Source organism: Paracoccus sp. FO-3 (assembly GCF_006386455.1).
GTDB lineage: Bacteria > Pseudomonadota > Alphaproteobacteria > Rhodobacterales > Rhodobacteraceae > Paracoccus > Paracoccus versutus.
In genome coordinates this window covers 1-19,549 of the sequence record NZ_VCBQ01000027.1, presented here as the reverse complement: position 1 = coordinate 19,549, position 19,549 = coordinate 1, and the positions used below count along the sequence as shown (strand labels likewise).

General features: G+C 69.0%; 13 protein-coding genes and 1 pseudogene. 3 read left to right on the top strand and 11 right to left on the bottom strand.

Annotated elements, in window-relative coordinates; genetic code table 11:
• The first annotated feature begins 82 nt into the window (after positions 1 to 82).
• The 3 genes from tldD (at position 83) to FE811_RS09750 (ending at position 5,109) form a co-directional block, all read left to right on the top strand.
• The gene (tldD, locus tag FE811_RS09760) at positions 83 to 1,504 is read left to right on the top strand and encodes a metalloprotease TldD (RefSeq protein ID WP_072460821.1); all 1,422 of its coding nucleotides are present in this window, start codon (positions 83 to 85) and stop codon (positions 1,502 to 1,504) included.
• Positions 1,505 to 1,608: 104 nt separating this feature from the next.
• Positions 1,609 to 2,841 carry a DNA-processing protein DprA gene (gene dprA / locus FE811_RS09755; protein ID WP_370362670.1) on the top strand — a complete coding sequence of 411 codons (1,233 nt, stop codon included), beginning with the start codon at positions 1,609 to 1,611 and terminating at the stop codon, positions 2,839 to 2,841.
• Positions 2,842 to 2,949: 108 nt separating this feature from the next.
• The gene (locus FE811_RS09750) at positions 2,950 to 5,109 is read left to right on the top strand and encodes an OmpA family protein (protein WP_116221127.1); all 2,160 of its coding nucleotides are present in this window, start codon (positions 2,950 to 2,952) and stop codon (positions 5,107 to 5,109) included.
• A 1,082-nt stretch (positions 5,110 to 6,191) separates the two neighbouring features.
• Here the strand turns inward: FE811_RS09750 and phoB are convergent.
• The 11 genes and pseudogenes from phoB to FE811_RS27420 form a co-directional block, all read right to left on the bottom strand.
• Entirely contained in the window at positions 6,192 to 6,881 is a 690-nt protein-coding gene (gene phoB, locus FE811_RS09740; RefSeq protein WP_116221129.1) for a phosphate regulon transcriptional regulator PhoB, read from the bottom strand.
• Between the two features lie 3 nt (positions 6,882 to 6,884).
• Positions 6,885 to 7,595 carry a phosphate signaling complex protein PhoU gene (gene phoU / locus FE811_RS09735; RefSeq protein WP_036756850.1) on the bottom strand — a complete coding sequence of 237 codons (711 nt, stop codon included), beginning with the start codon at positions 7,593 to 7,595 and terminating at the stop codon, positions 6,885 to 6,887.
• Between the two features lie 18 nt (positions 7,596 to 7,613).
• Positions 7,614 to 8,411 carry a phosphate ABC transporter ATP-binding protein PstB gene (pstB, locus tag FE811_RS09730; RefSeq protein ID WP_116221130.1) on the bottom strand — a complete coding sequence of 266 codons (798 nt, stop codon included), beginning with the start codon at positions 8,409 to 8,411 and terminating at the stop codon, positions 7,614 to 7,616.
• Positions 8,412 to 8,431: 20 nt separating this feature from the next.
• Positions 8,432 to 9,775, bottom strand: a complete 1,344-nt coding sequence (pstA, locus tag FE811_RS09725; protein WP_036756844.1) for a phosphate ABC transporter permease PstA — start codon at positions 9,773 to 9,775, stop codon at positions 8,432 to 8,434.
• Positions 9,772 to 10,962, bottom strand: a complete 1,191-nt coding sequence (gene pstC, locus FE811_RS09720) for a phosphate ABC transporter permease subunit PstC (protein WP_036756841.1) — start codon at positions 10,960 to 10,962, stop codon at positions 9,772 to 9,774. The genes pstA and pstC overlap by 4 nt, the downstream gene beginning before the upstream one ends.
• Positions 10,963 to 11,023: 61 nt before the next feature.
• Entirely contained in the window at positions 11,024 to 12,052 is a 1,029-nt protein-coding gene (locus FE811_RS09715; protein WP_116221131.1) for a substrate-binding domain-containing protein, read from the bottom strand.
• Positions 12,053 to 12,305: 253 nt separating this feature from the next.
• Entirely contained in the window at positions 12,306 to 13,406 is a 1,101-nt protein-coding gene (gene aroC / locus FE811_RS09710) for a chorismate synthase (protein ID WP_072460827.1), read from the bottom strand.
• A gap of 208 nt (positions 13,407 to 13,614) precedes the next feature.
• On the bottom strand, positions 13,615 to 14,946 hold the full coding sequence (locus tag FE811_RS09705) for an HlyD family type I secretion periplasmic adaptor subunit (protein ID WP_116221132.1): 1,332 nt from the start codon (positions 14,944 to 14,946) through the stop codon (positions 13,615 to 13,617).
• Positions 14,943 to 16,976, bottom strand: a complete 2,034-nt coding sequence (locus FE811_RS09700; RefSeq protein WP_116221133.1) for a type I secretion system permease/ATPase — start codon at positions 16,974 to 16,976, stop codon at positions 14,943 to 14,945. Before FE811_RS09700 ends, FE811_RS09705 begins: the two co-directional genes overlap by 4 nt.
• Positions 16,973 to 18,997: a hypothetical protein gene (locus FE811_RS09695; protein WP_116221134.1), complete on the bottom strand. Its 2,025-nt coding sequence runs from the start codon at positions 18,995 to 18,997 to the stop codon at positions 16,973 to 16,975. The genes FE811_RS09700 and FE811_RS09695 overlap by 4 nt, the downstream gene beginning before the upstream one ends.
• Before the next feature lie 106 nt (positions 18,998 to 19,103).
• A pseudogene (locus FE811_RS27420) lies at positions 19,104 to 19,549 on the bottom strand (hypothetical protein); the annotation flags it as partial.

Here is a 19,549-nt window from a genome sequence, read left to right as displayed (position 1 = left end):
TCTTACCCCGGCGGGCAAGCCATACCTATCGACTTCTTGTCAAAAAACCCCTAGGCCGGGCGACATGACAAGGACCGGTTCCATGACAGACGCCTCGTTTTCGCCCTTTCGGACGCATCTCGATCAGGACCGCGCGCTGCGCATCCTGCGCGACGCCCTGGCGGGCGCGGATGACGGCGAACTTTTCCTGGAACGCGCGCGTTCCGAGGCGCTGGTCTTCGACGACGGCCGGCTGCGCACCGCCAGTTATGACGCCGAACAGGGCTTTGGCCTGCGCGCCGTGCGCGGCGAGGTGACGGGCTATGCCCATTCGACCGAGATCGACGAGGCCGCGCTGAAGAAGGCGGCCCAGACGGTGCGGCTGGCGGTCGGCGCCGGCGGCGGCACGCTGGCCTTGCCACCGCAAGGCGAAATCCGCCCGCTTTACGCCGCCATCGACCCGGCCGAAGAGGTGCCCTTTGCCGCCCGTGTGGCGCTTCTGCGGCAAATCGACGCATTCGCGCGCGGACTGGACCCGCGGGTGGTCCAGGTCTCGGCCAGCATCGCGACTTCGGTGCAGGAAGTGGCGATCCTGCGCCCCGAGGGCGGGCTGGCCACCGACATCCGTCCGATGGCGCGGCTGAACGTCTCGGTCATCGTGGAATCCAACGCGCGGCGCGAATCGGGAACCGCCGGCGGCGGCGGGCGCATCGGCCTTACGGGCCTGGTCGCGGCCGAGCATTGGCAGGGGCTGGTGCGCGAGGCGCTGCGCATCGCGCTGGTCAACCTGCGCTCGGTCCCGGCGCCTGCAGGCGTGATGGACGTGGTGCTGGGGCCGGGCTGGCCCGGCATCCTGCTGCACGAGGCCGTGGGCCACGGGCTCGAGGGGGATTTCAACCGCAAGGGGCACTCCGCCTTTGCCGGGCTGATGGGCCGGCGCGTCGCCGCGCCCGGCGTGACCGTGGTCGACGACGGCACCATTCCCGACCGGCGCGGCTCGATCTCGGTCGATGACGAGGGCACGCCCCCCGGCCGCAACGTCCTGATCGAGGACGGGATCCTGGTCGGCTACATGCAGGACCGGCAGAACGCCCGGCTGATGGGGGTGGCGCCGACCGGCAACGGGCGCCGGCAAAGCCATGCCCATGCGCCCATGCCGCGCATGACCAATACCTTCATGCTGGCGGGGTCCGAGGATCCGGCCTCGATCCTTGCCGGGCTCGAGGACGGCATCTATGCGGTCGGCTTCGGCGGCGGGCAGGTGGACATCACCAACGGCAAGTTCGTGTTCTCCTGCACCGAGGCCTATCGGGTGAAGAACGGCCAGGTCGGCGACCCGATCCGCGGCGCGACCCTGATCGGCGACGGCGCGACCGCGCTGGGGCAGATCCGCGCCATCGGCAACGACCTGTCGCTGGATCCGGGAATCGGCAATTGCGGCAAGCAGGGGCAATGGGTTCCGGTCGGCGTCGGCCTGCCCACGCTGCGCATCGGCGGGCTGACCATCGGCGGCTCGGCGACCTGAACAGCCGCGATTCCAAGGGGTTGAAGAAATTCTTCGCCGGCTAACCCATTCTTAACCTTTGCCATGCGATGTTTCGGCCTGCGGATCAGGCAGAGGCATGGAACATGATGGCAAGGCAGCTTTCCTTGGACCCCCACCACGGACCCCGCCCAAAAGGGGAGGGGCTTGCGGCCTTGCGCCTCATCCGCTCTCGCAAGGTGGGGCCGGCGACCTTCCACCGGCTGCTGGGCGAACATGGCAGCGCCCAGGCGGCGCTGGCCGCCCTGCCCGCGATGGCCCAGGCCGCGGGGATCCAGGACTACACCCCCTGCCCCCTTTCGGTCGCCGAGGCCGAGATCGCGGCCGGCCGCCGCGCCGGCGCCCGGCTGGTGACCTGGGGCGACCCGGATTACCCCGCCCTGCTGCGCACGGTGGCCGAGGCGCCGCCGGTGCTGTGGCTGCGCGGCGACATGGCAGTGCTGCAACGCATGCCCGTGGCGGTGATCGGCGCGCGCAATGCCTCGTCGCTGGGCCTGCGCATGGCGCGGGGCATGGCCGCGGGCCTGTCGCAATCGGGCACGGCGGTCGTCGCCGGGCTGGCGCGCGGCATCGACACCGTCGCGCATGAGGCCGCGCTGCACGGCGGCACCATCGCGGTCATGGCCGGCGGCATCGACATGATCTATCCCAGCGAAAACGCGGCCCTGGCCGAGGCGATCTGCGAAACCGGCCTGCTCGTCACCGAACAGCCGCCGGGGACGGAACCCGTGGCCCGGCATTTCCCGGCCCGCAACCGCATCATCTCGGGCCTGTCGCGCGCCGTGGTCGTGGTCGAGGCCGCGCATCGCTCGGGCAGCCTGATCACCGCGCGCTGCGCGCTGGACCAGGGGCGCGAGGTGATGGCGGTGCCGGGCCATCCGATGGATGCGCGGGCCGCCGGCTGCAATGCGCTGATCCGCGACGGCGCCTTGCTGGTGCGCAATTCCGCCGATGTGCTGGCGGCCTTGCAATCGAACGCCCCGGCGGCCGCGGCGGAACAGCCCGCGCCGGCCCCTACCCCGACCGCCCCGGTCTCCGGGCGGGTCAGGCAGCCGGCCGCCGTCGCCCGCCGGCTTGCGGAACTGGGCCACGACACCCCCCGCCCGGTGGCGACGCACCAGCCGCGCGACGCCGGCGGCCCGGTGAACCTGGAGGGGCGGATCCTGGCGCGGCTTGGCCCCAGCCCGACCGAAGAGAACATGTTGATCCGCGACCTGGGGGTGCCCGCCGCGGTCCTTGCCCCCGCGATCCTGGCGCTGGAACTGTCGGGCCGGGTGCAGCGCATGGCCGGCGGCAGGCTGGCGTTGAGCGGCGGCTGAGGCCCCTCGCCTCTCCGATCACGCTGCGGTCACGCGCTTGTTGGGGAACTGCACCGATGGCCGACGGTTGATCCGGGATCAAGCGACCATCGGAAAAAGAGGACCGACATGCGCCGCATCTACAAGACCACGACCGCGATGGTGACCTGCCTGTCCCTGATCGCCCCGCAACTGGCGGTGGCGCAGGACCAGCAGGGCCAAGGCGCTGACGAACAGGTCATCCTGCCGCCGGACCAGCAAGCTGGGGCCGAGGCCGGGCAGCCGCAAGAGCCGCCCGAACCCGCGGCAGAGCCTGCCCCGGAACCGGCCGAACAGCCGCAGGCCGAGGGCGAGGCCCCCGCCGAGCCGCAGGCGCAGGGCGCCGAAACCGAAGCCCCCGCGGAACCTGCCGCAGAACCCGGCGCCGAACCGGCCGCAGAGCCGCAGGCCCAGGGCGAGGTCGCACCGCAAGAGCAGCCGGCCCCTTCCCCCGCACCCAAGCCCGAAGTGACCCAGGCCGAGGAGCCGCAACCCAAGCCCCCGGTGGTCGAGGCGGCCGAGCCGCCGGCCAAGCCCCAGGTCGCGCAACCCGAGCAGGCGGCCCCGCAAGGCGAGCCTGCGCCCAAGCCGGATACGCCCGAAGCCGTGACCACGACCGATCCCGCCCCCGCGCAAAAGCCGGATGCGGCCACGCCGCAGGATGCCGGCCAGGCCGGGCAGGCCGAACCGGCCCAGGACGCCGAGGCGCTGAAGAAGGCGCTCGAGGCCGAGACCTCGGCCGAACAGCCGCAATCGGCCGGGCAGGCGGAACCGCCGGCCGACCCGGCCCGCGCGGATGAGGCCCAGCCTTCCCAGACCCCCGATGCGCAGGAACTGGAACGCCGTCTGCAAGAGCAGGCGCAAGAGACCGGGCCCGAATCGGACCAGCCCTCGGAGCAGGCCCTGCCCGGCGAACAGGCCACGGGCGAAGAACCGCGCCCCGATGCACAAGAGCTGGAGCGCCGCTTGCAGGAACAGGCCGACGGCCAGCCCACGCAACCCGAAGAGACCGCGCCCGAGCAAGGCCAGACCGGGCAGGCCCAAACCGGGCAGGCCCAACCGGAGCAGCCCCAACCCGAGCAAGGCCAGCCGGAACAGGCCGCCGAGGTGCAGGCACCCGAGGCCCAGGCGCAGCCGAACGCCGTCGCGCAGCGCGCGGCCGAGGAAGCGGCCCCCGCGGCAGCCGCCGCCCTGGCCGCCGGCGATGCCGAACCGGCGCAGGGCCAGTTGGACGAGATGCAGATCACCGAGGAAAACGCCCGCAGTTCGGCCGAGGAATTCGCCACCTCGGTCATGCAGGGCATGCAACAGCAACAGCAGCCCGCCGCCGATCCGCAAGCGCAGGAGGCGCGCCAGGACGACGATGACGACGACACGGTCAAGGACATCGCCAAGCTGCTGCTTGCCGGTGCGGCCGGGATGGCGGTCGGCAAGATGCTGTCCAACGACCGCCATGTGGCGCTGAACACCGGCGACCGGGTGGTCGTCACCCTGCCCGACGGCAGCCAGCAGGTGATCAAGGACGACAATACCCTGCTGTACCGGCCCGGCTCGAACGTGCAGACGGAAACCTTCGACGACGGCTCGACCCGGACCACGGTGGTGCGTGCCGACGGCAGCCGGGTCGTCACCATCCGCGACGCGAACATGAACATCCTGCGCCGCACCCTGCTGCGTGCCGATGGCACCGAAACCCGGCTGATCGACGATACCCAGGCGCAGCCGGTGCAGATCTCGACCCTGCCGGCGCCGCCGCCGGTCCGCATCAACCGCGAGCGGCTGGACGAGGCCGCGCTGCGCGAGGCGCTGAACCGCGAGGCGGCGGTGGACCGCCGCTTCAGCTTGGGCCAGGTCCGCAACATCCCCGAGGTCCGCGCCCTGGTCGCGCCGGTGAACGTGCCCGAGATCACCTTCGACACCGGCTCCTCGGCGATCACCCCCGACCAGGCGCAGCAACTGGCGACGCTGGGCAAGGTGATCCGCGACAGCATCGACCAGAACCCGCGCGAGATCTACATGATCGAGGGCTATACCGATGCCGTCGGCTCGGATGCCGCCAACCTGGCGCTGTCCGACCGCCGGGCGGAATCGGTGGCGCTGGCGCTGGCGGAATATTTCCAGGTGCCGCCCGAGAACATGGTGGTGCAGGGCTATGGCGAGCAGTTCCTGCTGGTGTCGACCGACGGGCCCGAGCGGCAGAACCGCCGCGTCGCCGTGCGCCGCATCACCGACCTGCTGGCGCAGAACTGACTGCGGGCGTGGGGTGCGGGAGCTCAAGCCCGCAGCCGCGAGACCGAAAGCCAGCCGCGGGACCAGTTCCCGCGGCTGGCGGTTGCCGTCTGCACGACCCGGCAATCGGAAGGGAAGTTCCCCGGATCGGCAAGACCCGTAGACCCGTAGACCCGTAGACCCTAGCGGCAGATGGCTGCTGGGTCGAGCGATCGCTGGACCTTGCGGTCGCGCTGGGTGGGGATCTGGGCTTGCCCGTCCCGTCGGGCAACCAGATCGACCAGGTGCTGCCCGTGATAGCCGCGACCGGCAGCGACGATGCAGGCGGCGGGCGGCTGTTCAAGCAGCGCGGGCGCCGCACCTTGTCGGAAGCCTGGCCCGCCGCAGGAACGAGGCGAACCGGCAGTCCGCTTTCGTCGAGCACAACATGGATTTTGCTGGTCAGTCCTCCACGAGAGCGGCCAATGGCATGATCCGGGGCCCCTTTTCGCCGGCGGCATGCTGGTGAGCCCGGATGATGGAACTGTCGATCAACGGCATCGACTGGAGCGAAGCGGCCGCCAATGCCTCGAAAACCCCAAGCCAAACGCCCACCCTGACCCATCGGCTGGAAGCGGTCGCATGTGGACCGTAACGCTTGGGAAGGTCGCGCCAGGGCCGGCGCTGTCCGCAGGATGGAGAAGATCCCGTTCAGGACGCGCCGGTCGTCCGTCCGCGCAAGGCCACGAGGCTTGTCGGGAAGAAGCGGTGCAATCCGCGCCCATTCCCGATCCCTCAGCGCGAGAGGTGCCATTCAAGCTCCGCAAGACGCTCGAAGCACGAACCGTTCCCAAACGGAAGCCCGCTTGCGAGTGCAGAACCTGGAAGCCACGCGGCACTCCCGAACCGCCGGCGCTCCTCTGCGAAGGCTTGGCGCGCTGCGGTCCGCCGGGCATCCGCCAGCTCAGGACCGGGCCGGAGCTGCGGCCGCAGGATTTCGCGGATCGAGGCTCCCTGGCGAGGTAAGCCTGGAAAGCTCTAAGCCCCTTGGCCGCACCGGCCCCGCATGCAGGCGGGGGCCGCCAGCCATGGCAACGGGCGGGAAAACGGCGGTGGCCGGATCCTCAGCCCAGCGAATAGCCGGTGCCGCGCACCGTGCGCACCGGGTTGTCGCCGCCATGGGCCATCAGCGCCTTGCGCAGCCGGCCGACATGGACGTCGATGGTGCGGGTGTCGACATAGATGTCGCGGCCCCAGACCCGGTCCAGCAATTGCTCGCGCGTCCAGACCCGGCCGGGCTTTTCCATCAGCGTCGAGAGCAGGCGGAATTCGGTCGGGCCCAGGTGCAGCGGCTGGCCGGCGCGGAACACCCGATGCTCGCCCGCATCCAGGATGATGTCGCCGAAGCTGAGCCTTTCGCCCATCGAGGCCGGCCGGGTGCGGCGCAGCTGGGTGCGCAGCCGCGCCATCAGCTCGACCACGGAATAGGGCTTGACCACATAGTCGTCGGCACCGGTCTCCAGCCCGCGCACCCGGTCCACCTCTTCGGAACGCGCCGACAGCATGATGATCGGGATCTGCCGCGTCGAGGGATCGGCCTTGACCCGGCGGCAGATCTCGATGCCGCTGACATTGGGCAGCATCCAGTCCAGCACGATCAGGTCGGGCTGCTCCTCGGCCACCAGCAGCATGGCCTCGTCGCCGTTCTCGGCCAGCACGACGTCGAAGCCCTCGGCCTCGAGGTTGTATTTCAGCACCTCGCGCTGCGCGCCCTCGTCCTCGACGACCAGGACACAGGGTTGGGTCTGCGCCATGGATCAGGCCCCCTCCATGCGCGGCACGCTTTCGCCCTTGGGGCGCGGATCCTCGGGCAGCTCGCCCGTGGCCAGGTAGATCACCTGCTCGGCGATGCCGGTGGCGTGGTCGCCCATGCGCTCGATGTTCTTGGCGATGAAATGCAGGTGCATGCAGGCGGTGATGTTGCGCGGGTCTTCCATCATATGGGTCAGGAACTCGCGAAACAGCGCGTTATACATCTGGTCCACCTCGAGGTCGCGCTTGCGCACGTCGGCGGCCAGCGCGGCGTCGCGCTGGATATAGCTGTCCAGCGCGTCCTTCATCATCGCCTCGACCGTGGCGGACATGCGCCGCAGCGCCATGCCGGCGCCGTCGATGGCGGGCATGTCGGCCAGCACGTTGCTGCGCTTGGCGATGTTCTTGGCGTAATCGCCCACCCGCTCGAGGATATGCGAGATCTTGATGACCGACAGCACCATGCGCAGGTCGGTCGCCCGCGGCGCCCGCAGCGCGATCAGGCGCGCCGCCTCCTCGTTGATCTGATGCTCCAGCGCGTCGATGGCCTTGTCGCGGCGGCGGATGTCGTCGGCCAGCTCGCCGTCGCGGGTTTCCAGCGCGATGGCGGCGTCGTGGATGGCGCTTTCGACCATGCCGCCCATCTTGACGACCAGGGCCTGCACGGTTTCCAGGTCACGGTCGAAGGCGGACAGGATGTGGCGTTCGTTGTTCATGTCAGATCCCTTTCCGGCCTAGCCGATGCGGCCCGAGATATAGCTTTCGGTGCGCGGATCGCGCGGATTGGTGAAGATGTCGTCGGTGTTGCCGTATTCCACCAGGTTGCCCAGGTGGAAGAAGGCGGTCTTCTGGCTGACGCGGGCCGCCTGCTGCATGGAATGGGTCACGATCACCACCGAGAACTGGGCGCGCAACTGGTCGATCAGCTCCTCGACCTGGCTGGTGGCGATGGGGTCCAGCGCCGAGCAGGGCTCGTCCATCAGCAGCACCTCGGGCTGGGTCGCCACGGCGCGGGCGATGCAAAGCCGCTGCTGCTGTCCGCCCGACAGGCCGGTGCCGGGATCGTTCAGCCGGTCCTTGACCTCGTTCCACAGCGCCGCGCCGCGCAGCGATTTCTCGACGATCTCTTCCAGCTCGGCACGGTTGCGGGCCAGGCCGTGGATGCGCGGGCCATAGGCCACGTTGTCATAGATCGACTTGGGAAAGGGGTTCGGCTTCTGGAACACCATGCCGACGCGGGCGCGCAGCTGCACCGGGTCCACGCGCTTGTCGTAGATGTCCTCGCCGTCGAGCGTGATCTTGCCCTCGACCCGGCTGATGTCGATGGTGTCGTTCATGCGGTTCAGGCAGCGCAGGAAGGTGGACTTGCCGCAGCCCGAGGGACCGATGAAGGCGGTCACGGTCTTGTCCAGCAGATCGACGTTCACGTCCTTGATCGCGTGCTTTTCGCCATACCAGACCTGCACGTCGCGGGCGGCGATCTTGATTTCCGACTGGTCCACGCTGCGCTCCAGAAGTCTCATGTCGTTCATATCGGGTCTCCTTCCCGAGATTACCACCGGCGCTCGAACTTGCGGCGCAGGAGAATGGCAAGCAGGTTCATGCAGAGCAGGAACACCAGCAGCACGATGATCGCCCCCGAGGCGCGCTCGATGAAGGCGGGGTCGGCGCGCTGGGTCCAGTTGTAGACCTGGACCGGCAGGGCCGAGGCGGGTTCGAACAGCCCGTCCGGCGGGGCCGAGGGGAAGTTCTTGACGAAGGCCACCATGCCGATCAGCAAGAGCGGCGCGGTCTCGCCCAGGGCCTGGGCCAGGCCGATGATGGTGCCGGTCAGGATGCCCGGCATGGCCAGCGGCAGGACGTGGTGGAACACCGACTGCATCTTGGACGCCCCCACCCCCAGCGCCGCGTCGCGGATCGAGGGCGGCACCGCCTTCAGCGCCGCGCGGGTGGCGATGATGATGGTGGGCAGCGTCATCAGGGTCAGCACCAGGCCGCCGACGATGGGCGCCGATTGCGGCAGCCCGGCGAAGTTGATGAAGGCGGCAAGGCCCAGGATGCCGAAGACGATCGAGGGCACCGCGGCCAGGTTCGAGATATTCACCTCGATGATGTCGGTCCAGCGGTTCTTGGGCGCGAACTCCTCCAGGTAGATCGAGGCGGCGACGCCGATCGGCACCGACAGCACCAGCACCACCAGCATCATGTAGAGCGAGCCGAGGATGGCGATGCCGACGCCGGCGGCCTCGGGGCGCTGGTCCGAGGCGTCGGGGCTGGTCAGGAAGGACCAGTTCCACTGGGTCGCCAGCATGCCCTGCGCCTTCAGCGCATCGGCCAGTTGCAGCTGCGCCGGCGAGGTATTGGCGTCGCGCGCCGCGCTTTCCATGCTGACGCGGCCCTTGTAATAGCCGTCGACCCGGCCGTTCACCAGCACGCGGGCCTCGACGGTCTGGCCGATCAGCTCGGGGTCGGCCAGCACGCGGTTGCGCAGCTGCGCCGAGGCCTCTTTCGAGATCAGGCCCGAGACGTCCTTGTCGGACAGCTCGGCGATGGCGATGCCCTTGTCGGCGATGGACTGTTCCAGCGATTGCTGCAGGATCTTGCCATAGGTCAGGGTCAGGACCTTGCGCAGGTCGGCGGGGTCGCGGTTGCCGTTCTTGTCCAGCTGCGCCGCGTCCAGCGCGACCGGGATTTCCAGGTAGGTCTGGCGAAAGGCGCCGATGCCGCCGGTCAGGATGGTGAAGAGCAGGATCACCAGCATCACCATGGAGACCAGGATGGCGCCCAGCCCATAGGCGCGGAACCGCGCCTCGGCGGCGTTGCGCTTGCGGGTGCGCGGGTCGGCGGCCAGCAGCGACGGGCGGGGCTGCGCGCCTTGCAGGGTTGCGTCGCTCATTCGTATTGCTCCCGGTATTTGCGCACGACGTAGAGGGCGACGATGTTCAGCCCCAGCGTGATGACGAAAAGGGTCAGCCCCAGCGCAAAGGCGACCAGCGTCTCGGGCGCGGCGAAATCGTTGTCGCCGGTCAGCTGGCTGACGATCTTGACGGTGATCGTGGTCATGGCCTCGAACGGGTTCAGGTCCATGCGGGCGGCGGCCCCCGCGCCCAGCACGACGATCATCGTCTCGCCGATGGCGCGGGACGCGGCCAGCAGGACGGCGCCGACGATGCCCGGCAGCGCGGCGGGCAGCACCACCTTGCGCACGGTTTCCGATTGCGTCGAGCCCAGGCCCAGCGCGCCGTCGCGCAAGGATTGCGGCACGGCGTTGATGATGTCGTCCGACAGCGAGCTGACGAAGGGAATCAGCATGATGCCCATGACCAGCCCCGCCGTCATCACCGACGAGCCGGAATTGCCCAGGCCCAGCGGCTGGGCGAAGTAGTCGCGCAGCATCGGGCCCACGGTAATCAGCGCGAAAAGGCCGTAGACGATGGTCGGGATGCCGGCCAGCACCTCGATCATGGGCTTGGCCACGCCGCGCAGCCTGGCCGAGGCGTATTCGGACATGTAGATCGCCGCGAACAGCCCGATCGGCACCGAGACCGCCAGCGCGATCAGCGAGATGTAGATCGTGCCCCACAGCAGCGGCAGGATGCCCAGCTGCGAGCCGCCGCCGAAACGCGGCGACCAGGTGGTGCCAAAGAAGAACTCGTGCCAGGAATATTTCTGGAAGAAATGCCCGGTTTCGAACAGCATCGAAAAGACGATCCCGGCGGTGGTCAGGATGGCGATGCTGGAACACAGGATCAGCAGGCCCTTGACCATGGTTTCGACCGCGTTGCGGGCGCGAAAGCCCGGCGCGGCGCGGAAAAGCGCAAGGCCCAGCCCGGCCGCGGCCAGCACCAGCGCCAGGATGGCGACGGGCGTCGGGTTCGCCGCCGGCTGCACGAAGCGCCAGATCGCGATCAGGAACAGCGCCGGCAGCGCCGTCAGCAGGGCGGCGTTCCAGCCGTGATAGCTGGGCCGCGAATGCAGCCGCCGCACATCGCCCCCGGCCATCGCGACGACGCGCGCGCGGGCGACAAGATAGCCCGCGCCGGCAAGGGCAAGGACGACGAGCAAGGTCCATGAGACAGGCATGTGAGCCCTCGAGCCAGGGAAACGGAACGGGCGCGGGGGGCAGCCCCCCGCGCCCGGCAGGTCATTCGGAAAGGATCGCCTCGTCGGCGACGGCGGCCTGGGTCACGGCCAGTTCCGGGTCGGCCACCAGCCCATAGGCGGCCAGCGGCCCTTCCGGCCCGGCCAGCTCGTCCGAGACGAAGAATTCCGCGAATTCCTTCAGCCCCGGCACGGTGCCGATATGCTGCTTCTTGACATAGAAGAACAGCGGACGCGAAACCGGGTATTCGCCCGAGGCGATGGTCTCGGTCGAGGGGTTGACCCCGGCCATGGTCGCGACCTTCAGCTTGTCGGTGTTGTTCTCATAGAAGGACAGGCCGAAGACGCCGATGCCGTTCTTGGCCGACTGGATGCGGGCCAGGGTCTCGGTATAGTCGCCGTCGATGTCGATGGACTTGCCGTCGGTGCGCAGCGCCATGCAGGCCGATGCGCCCTCGTCCTCGCCCTTCTCGGCCTTCAGCACCTCGGCGGCGCCCGATTCCTCGCAGCCCGCGGCGATCACCTTTTCCTCGAAGACCTCGCGGGTGCCGTGCTTGGTGCCGGGCACGAAGGCCAGGATCTCCTGGTCGGGCAACTCGGCGCGGATGTCGCTCCACTTGGCATGGGGGTTCGCAACGACCTTGCCGTCGACCACGACTTCGGCCGCCAGCGCGTTGAACCAGTCGGCCGGGGTGAAGGCAAAGTCGTTGCCTTCGATGTCGCTGGCAAAGACGATGCCGTCATAGCCGATGCGGACTTCCATGATCTCGGTCACGCCGGCGGCCTTGCAGGCCTCGATCTCGCTGGCCTTGATCGGGCGGCTGGCGTTGGCGATGTCGATGGTGTTCTCGCCCACGCCCTCGCAGAATTTCTTCAGCCCGGCCGAGGAGCCGCCCGATTCCACCACCGGGGTCGGGAAATCGGTATTCTCGCCAAAGGCCTCGGCGACGATGGTCGAATAGGGCAGCACCGTGGACGAGCCCGAGACCTGGATCTGGTCGCGGGCGGCGGCAGCCGTGGCCGAAGCGGCGATCACGGCCAGCGCCGACACGGTGAATTTCGCGGATTTCATAGGATCACTCCTGACATTTCCATGGGGCCGGATTCGGCCTGTGCGTTCTCTAGAACGCCGGTGCGACGGTTATGCGAAAGCAATGTAACAGTTCCGCAACAATGCAGGGGTATCTGCAAAACGGTGAACGGCTGAAACCCGCCGCGCCAGGGCCTTCTCCGTTTTCCAAATACCCCATGGGGTGAATTGGCCCGGAACGGGCCAAGAGGGGAACGGCGTTCCCCTCCCCTTCCCCGCCCGTCGCGCGCCTTGCCTAGCCGATCCGGCCGCGCTGCCCGCCGGTCTGCGCCCGGTCGAGCAGCAGGTGGTCCAGGATCACGCAGGCCGCCATGGCCTCGGCGATGGGCACGGCGCGGATGCCGACGCAGGGATCGTGGCGGCCCTTGGTGATCAGCTCGATCTCCTCGCCCCGCCGGTCGATGGTGCGGCGCGGGGTCAGGATGGAGCTGGTCGGCTTGACGGCGAATCGCACCAGGATGTCCTGCCCGGTCGAGATGCCGCCCAGGATGCCGCCGGCATGGTTCGAAAGGAAGCGCGGGCCTTCGTTACCCATGCGGATCTCGTCGGCATTCGCGGTCCCGGTCAGGGCGGCGGCGGCCATGCCCTCGCCGATCTCGACGCCCTTGACCGCGTTGATCGACATCATCGCGGCGGCCAGGTCGGTGTCCAGCTTGGCATAGACCGGCGCGCCCAGCCCCGGCGGGCAGCCCTGGACCAGCACCTCGACGGCGGCGCCGACGCTGTCCTGCGCCTTGCGGATGGCGTTGAGGTAATCCTCCCAGGCCGGCACGGCCGAGGCGTCGGGCAGAAAGAACGGGTTGTTGCCGATCTCGGCCGCGTCGAAATTCGCCCGGTCCAAATGCAGCTCGCCCATCTGCACCATGTAGCCGGTGATCTTCAGCCCCGGCGCCAGCTCGCGCAGCACCGCCTGGGCGACGCCGCCCGCCGCGACCCGCGCCGCCGTCTCGCGCGCGCTGGAACGGCCGCCGCCGCGATAGTCGCGGATGCCGTATTTCAGATGATAGGCGATGTCGGCATGGCCAGGGCGGAAGGCCTGGGCGATCTCGCCGTAATCCTTGCTGCGCTGGTCGGTGTTCTCGATCATCAGCTGGATCGGCGTGCCGGTGGTTTTTCCCTCGAAGACGCCCGAGAGGATGCGCACCCGGTCCGGCTCCTGCCGCTGCGTGGTGAATTTCGAACTGCCGGGGCGGCGGCGGTCCAGGAATTGCTGGATCCAGCCCTCGTCTAGCGCCACGCCCGGCGGGCATCCGTCCACCGTGGCGCCCAGCGCCGGGCCGTGGCTTTCGCCCCAGGTGGTGAAGGTGAAGACGCGACCGAAGGTGTTGAAGCTCATGATTGCCGGACCCCTTTTTGCCTGCGATAGCCGCAGGCCGGGCAAGGGGCAATCCCCAGCCCGGCCCGCCGCCGGACCGGCCCGCAGGGGTGCCGCGGCAAACCGGGCCGCTGCGCGGGAAATTATCCTTTCCTTTCAATGCCAAGGCCGGTTCCGCGCCGAAAGCCACGCCAACCGGCACTGCCGGGCCGGCCCGCCGCCGCCAAGGCTAATTCTCGCGGAAGGCCCGCGACAGGCTGTCCTCGATCGGCTTGACCAGGTATTGCGCGAAGGTCCGGGCCGAGGTCTCGATCATGACCTCCGCCGGCATCCCCGGCGTCGGCCGGAAGCCATGCACCCGCCCAAGCTCCGAGGGCGGCAGGTCGATGCGCACCACATAGACCTCGCGCTGGATACCGTCGGTCTGCGTGGCCAGCGCATCGGCCGAGACATAGACCAGGTGGCCCTGAAGCACCGGGGTGGTGCGCTGGTTCAGCGAAGTCAGCCGCACCGCCGCCTTCTGCCCGACCTCGATCTCGTCGATGTCGGTGCGCGCGACATGGGTCTCGATGATCAGCGGCGCATCCTGCGGCAGGATCTCGAGGATCGGCTTGCCCGCCTCGATCACCCCGCCGGGCGTGTGGTAATGCATGCGCACGATGGTCCCCGACACGGGCGAGGTGATATAGGCCCTCTCCAGCACGTCCTGCGCCTTCAGCGATTGCTCGCGGACGCTGTCCAGCTCGGCCTCGATGCCCTGGCTTTCGTTCAGCGCGGCCTGCTTGTGCTGGGTCAGCGCCTGCTCGATCTCGCTTTCGGCCTTGCGCACGGCCTCTTCCGTCTCGGCGATCAGCGCCCTGATGCGGCCCCCCTCGCCCACGGCATCGGCGATGGCCCGCGCCAGGACGTTGACGTCGCTGCGCCGCACCAGCCCGCGCTGCAGCAGCGTGTCGCGAGCGCCGTGATCCTCGCGCAGCAGGGCAAGCTGGGTCTCGATGGCGGCCAGCTGGCCCTGGTAGCCCTCGATGCGCGACCGGCTGGCGGCGATATTGCTTTGCAGCAGGATGACCTCGCCATCCAGCCGGGCGCGGGCGGCGCGAAAGGCCGCCTGCTGTTCGGCCATGATGGCGGCAAAGCTGGGCTCGTCCTCATATTCCTGCAGGAAGCCGTCGAAGACCAGCGTCTCGGCGCCGGCATATTCCGCCCGCAGCCGGGCGCTGATCGCCTCGAGCCGGGCGCGGCGCAATTCCAGCTCGCGCCGGTTGGCGATGGCGGCGGTGCGGTCCAGCTGGATCAGCACCTGGCCCTCGGTCACTTCCTCGCCCTCGTCGACCAGGATCTCGCGGATGATGCCGCCTTCCAGGTGCTGGACGATCTTGTTGCGGCCGGTGGCGACGAAGCTGCCCGGCGCCATCACCGCCGCGGCAAGCGGCGCCCGGAAGGCCCAGGTGCCGAACCCGCCCAGGGACAGCACCAGCAGGGCGATGCCAAAGACCAGATGCCGCGTCACCGAGCGCGGAACCCGGTCATAGAGGCCGTCGGGGTCGGATCTGCTGGTCATCGGCCTGCCTCCGGTGCGGGGGGTGTCGCGGGCTGCCGGCCCGGCCCTGCCTGGGGCGGGGCGGCTTGCGGCTGGGCAGCCTGGGGTTGCGGGGCCTGGGCCTGCGGGGCTTGCGGCGGGCGGGCCATGGCGGGGGGCTGGTTGCCCGGCGGCTGCTTGCGGCTCGCCAGCCGCTCCAGCATCTGGTCGCGCGCGCCGAAGGCGGCGATCTGCCCGTCGGCCAGCAGCATGATGTTGTCCACGTCCTGGAGCAGCTGGTATTTCTGCGTCACGACGATCATGGTGATGCCGTCCTTCTTGGCCAGCGCCATCGCCCTGGACAGCGCGCGGTCCCCCGCCGTGTCGAGGTTCGAGTTCGGCTCGTCCAGCACCACCAGGCGGGGGCCGCCGAAAAAGGCCCGCGCCAGGCCGATGCGCTGCTTCTGCCCGCCCGACAGCGGCGATCCGTCGGCGGCCACGATGGTCTCGTAGCCCTCGGGCAGCTTGGCGATCATGTCGTGGACATCGGCCAGCACCGCGGCCTGGTAGATCTCTTCGTCGCGGGCGTCGGGCCGCATCCGGGCGATGTTGTCCTTGATGGTGCCGGGGAACAGCTGCACGTCCTGCGGCAGATAGCCGATGCACTGGCCCAGCTGGCGCTGGTCCCAGTTGCGCAGGTCCATCAGGTCCAGCCGCACGCTGCCCGAGGTGGGCAGGATCGAACCGACCAGCATCTTGCCCAGCGTCGTCTTGCCGGCGCCGGAATTGCCGACGATGGCCAGCGATGCGCCGGGGTTCAGCGAGAATGTGATCGCGTTCAGCACCACCCGCTTGGTCCCGTTCGGGACGTAGAGCAGCCGCTCGACATCCAGCCGCCCCTCGGGATGGGGCAGCTTCAGCCGCTGCTGGTTCAGCGGCGAGGATTTCAGCAGCGCCGAGATGCGGCCATAGGCGGCGCGCGACAAGAGCACGTGGTTCCAGCCCTCGATGGCGCCCTCGATGGGGGCCAGCGCGCGGCCGGCGATGATCGAGGCGGCGATGACCATGCCGCCGGTGATCTCGCCGTGCAGCGCCAGGTAGGCGCCCCAGCCCAGCAGTCCCACCTGCGTCAGCAGCCGCACCGCACGCGAGGCGCCGGCAAAGGCGATGTTGCGGTCCTGGGCGCGCACCTGCGCCGTCATCGAGCTGGCGGCGTCGCGGCCCCAGATGGTCACGGCCTCGGGGATCATCGCCAGCGCGTTGATGATCTGCGAATTGCGCATCATCGAATCCAGGTGCAGGTTGGCGCGGCTGAGGTGCCGGTTCGCCTCGGCAAAGGATTTCGCGGTGGCGCGCTGGTTCATCATCGCGATGGCCATCAGCAGGACCGCCGTGGTCAGCACCATCAGGCCCAGGTGCGGATGGACCAGGAAGATCGCCAGGATGAACAGCGGCGCAAAGGGCAGGTCCAGCAGCGACAGCAGCGTGCCCGAGACCAGGAAGCTGCGCACCTGCTGCAGATCGCCCAGCGTCTGGTATTCCTGCCCGGCGCTTTGCAGCGAGGCGCGCGCCGCCGCCGACAGGATGGGCGCGCCCAGCCGGGCCGAGATGTCGACCGAGCTGCGCAGCAGCATGCCGCGCCGGATGGCGTCGAACACCACCTGCAGCAGCACGGCGCCGACGATCACCACCGTCAGCATGACCAGCGTGTCGATCGAGCGGCTGGTCAGCACCCGGTCCGAGATCTGGAACAGGTAGATCGGGATCGCCAGCACCAGCATGTTCGAGACGCCGCTGAACAGCAGAACCCCCAGGATATTGGCCCAGATCCGGCGGATCGTCGCGCCCAGCGCCCCGGCGATGTCGGGCTCGGACACCCGCTTGTGGAAGGCGGCGCCGTCCTTTGCCTGCACCGTGGCGGGCGCCGGGGGAATGCGCCCGGCCTGCCGCTCGATGGTGGGGCCGGTGCCCATGGGCTTCGAGGCCGGCGGGCGGGGCTTCTCGCCCTGCCAATCGACGCACATCTCGGGTTCGAGCACCAGCCGCTCGCTGGTCTTGTCGGATCGGGTCATGCCAGCACCGTTTGCATGATGTCGGCGGGCACATCGGCATTCGTGCCGATCGGCACGAAATCGCCGTCGCCGGCATCGTCGCCGAGCATCCCCTCGGCCAGGAAAAGCACCGCCTCGCTGGCCAGGCCGGGCGGCGGGGTGGGCATCAGCGGATCGTGGGTCATGACCAGTTCGGCCTGGTGCAGCAGCGCGTCGGAATAGACCTCGCCACCGGCATAGATCGTCGCATCGACGCCGAACTCGGCGATCACCGCCGCGTTCACCAGCAGGTTCGAGCCGGTGACGACGTTGATCTCGCCCCCCGCCTGCAGAAGGTCGTCGCGATAGACCTCGATCTGGTCGGCATCGCCCAGCACGTTCGTCTGCCGCACCAGGTTGACCGAAACCATGTCGCCCTTGATATGCAGCACCCGCACCAGGTCCAGGCCCTGGAAGGCGGGATCGTTCAGCACCGATTGCGGCAGGCTGACATCGCCCGCCGCCGCCCCCGCCAGCATCGCCGCATGGTCCGCGCCGGTCGCGACCACGCCGGACAGGCCGACCTGATGGATGGTCGCATCGTTGATCAGCAGGTTGTCGCCCGAACTGATCCTGCCGCCATGGCCGTCGCTGACCATGATGCGGTCGTCGTCCAGCAGCACGTTGGTTTGCAGGATCGCGTTCAGGTTGATGACCTGGCCATCGACGATGATGAGATCGTAGCTCATCCCCAGCTCCAGCAGCGAGACGTGGTTCAGCGCGCCGTTCTCGCCCATCAGCAGCAGGGTCTGGTTGGCCTGAAGCGTGATCGAGGCGATGTCGTTGTCCGACATCAGGTTGAACTGCTCGATCCAGTTCATGCTGATGAGGCTGCCCTCCAGCGTCGCCGTCACCCAGTATTGCGGCGCATCATCGTCGCCCTGCGGCACCGGCATCGGGTTCGAGAAGCTGGTGTAGCTGGCGAAGTTCAGCCCCTGCGTCGGGCTGGCCTGGCCCTGCGCGGCGGCGGCAAGGCCGCCCAGCGCATCCGTATCGCTCCAGACATTGGTCTGGCTGATGATGTTGTAGCTGTAGACGCCCCCCGCCACGGCGACGACCGGCGCCGTCACCGCGGCGGAATGGATCGTGACCTGGTTGATCAGCGTATTGTTGCCCAGGATCAGGTCATGGCCCTGCCCGATCTCGCCGGGGCCGGCAACGCTGGTGGGACCGGCCGAGGTCGGGCCGTCGCGGCTGGTGACCGGGGCGCCCTCCTGCGCCTCGCGCGCCTGCTCGGCCGCCACCTCCTGGCGGTATGCGGGCATGAGCGCGTCGATGTCGGGACGGGCATCGACCTTGACGCCGTTCTGGTACAGGCCCTCGGCATCGGCGCCCTGGCGCGCATGGACCTCGGCGCCGGGGGCTTCGGTCTCGGGCAGGTCGGTCTGGCGGAAGGTCTCAGCGATCAGGCGAAAGGCGGGCTCGTCCGCCGGCATCGCCACCGGCAGGGCGATGCCCAGCTGCTCGGCCTGCGCGGCCAGCGATTCCAGCCGGTCCGTCAACAGCTGCAGATCGACCACCCCCTCGCGCATGGCGTCGGCATTCACCTGGTCGTCATCGGCCAGCCGGGTCTTCTGGACCACGATGACGGCGACCGAGCCCGGCACCGGCAGAACCCATTCCGGCACCGGCGTCACCACGCCGCCCGGCGGCTTGGCGGACCAGGGCACGCCGGCATTGGGCATGCTGGCGGACATCACCTCGGGCGAAACCGAGGCGCGCGGGAAATGGTGGTCCAGCACCAGCACGGGCGGGGCCGGATCGGCCGAAAGCCCCTCGCCGGGGCGATAGGGCGGTGCGTAGCGGATCTCGGGCTGGTAATCGAGCGGCTGATAGGAATGGTCGGCCGCCTGGTGGGTCGGTTCGACCGGGCCCAGGTCGGGGCCGGCCTTCCGGGCGGTCAGGCGATCGTATTCGATCCGCATCCGCCCATGTTCTTCCGCAAGGTGGAAAATTCCGATGAAGTGCCAGATCGCTTCTTCTGTCGCGTCGATCACCAGCATGTCTGCCACCTTCCTCGATAAAACAATTCCGGCAAGGCCGAGGGAAATCAATTAAACGGAAACCTGCGCAGGAAGACCCTGCGCAGGACGTTCGCGTGGGGGCCTGTCAGCCCAGATCGTCCTGGCCGATCACCGACGAGCTGAGATCGCCGCCGACCACGGTCATGTCGACGGTGTTGCCCAGCACGTTCGCACCCATCACGATGCTCTGGTTGAACGCCGAGGTATCCAGGATCGAGTCGGCCGAAGCGGTCGAATAGCCGTTGACATAGCCGTCATCGCCATTGTTCGACCCCCAGGTGCCGGCATGAGCATAGCCACCGTCGCCCGACATCACCTGGCCGCCGTCGCCGCCATTGCCGCTGCTGGTGTTCATGCCGCTGCCGCCCAGGGCATAGCCGCCGGTCGAGCTGGCCGCGCCGCCGGCGCCGCCGGTGGTGCCATTGGCCGCACCGCCCAGGCCGTTGCCGCCCACGGCATCGCCGTAGCCTTCGCCGGTGCCGTCCGCACGGCCGCCGTTGCCGGCCGCCGACAGGGCAGCGCCGAAGCCCG

Excerpts from the sequence above, each read along its gene's own strand:
- phoU (WP_036756850.1), bottom strand. The coding sequence starts at position 7,595 with ATGAACAACGAACGCCACATCCTGTCCGCCTTCGACCGTGACCTGGAA.
- FE811_RS09700 (WP_116221133.1), bottom strand. The coding sequence starts at position 16,976 with ATGACCCGATCCGACAAGACCAGCGAGCGGCTGGTGCTCGAACCCGAG.
- tldD (WP_072460821.1), top strand. The coding sequence starts at position 83 with ATGACAGACGCCTCGTTTTCGCCCTTTCGGACGCATCTCGATCAGGAC.
- FE811_RS09695 (WP_116221134.1), bottom strand. The coding sequence starts at position 18,997 with ATGCTGGTGATCGACGCGACAGAAGAAGCGATCTGGCACTTCATCGGA.
- aroC (WP_072460827.1), bottom strand. The coding sequence starts at position 13,406 with ATGAGCTTCAACACCTTCGGTCGCGTCTTCACCTTCACCACCTGGGGC.
- pstB (WP_116221130.1), bottom strand. The coding sequence starts at position 8,411 with ATGAACGACATGAGACTTCTGGAGCGCAGCGTGGACCAGTCGGAAATC.
- pstC (WP_036756841.1), bottom strand. The coding sequence starts at position 10,962 with ATGCCTGTCTCATGGACCTTGCTCGTCGTCCTTGCCCTTGCCGGCGCG.
- FE811_RS09750 (WP_116221127.1), top strand. The coding sequence starts at position 2,950 with ATGCGCCGCATCTACAAGACCACGACCGCGATGGTGACCTGCCTGTCC.
- FE811_RS09705 (WP_116221132.1), bottom strand. The coding sequence starts at position 14,946 with ATGACCAGCAGATCCGACCCCGACGGCCTCTATGACCGGGTTCCGCGC.
- dprA (WP_370362670.1), top strand. The coding sequence starts at position 1,609 with ATGATGGCAAGGCAGCTTTCCTTGGACCCCCACCACGGACCCCGCCCA.
- FE811_RS09715 (WP_116221131.1), bottom strand. The coding sequence starts at position 12,052 with ATGAAATCCGCGAAATTCACCGTGTCGGCGCTGGCCGTGATCGCCGCT.
- pstA (WP_036756844.1), bottom strand. The coding sequence starts at position 9,775 with ATGAGCGACGCAACCCTGCAAGGCGCGCAGCCCCGCCCGTCGCTGCTG.
- phoB (WP_116221129.1), bottom strand. The coding sequence starts at position 6,881 with ATGGCGCAGACCCAACCCTGTGTCCTGGTCGTCGAGGACGAGGGCGCG.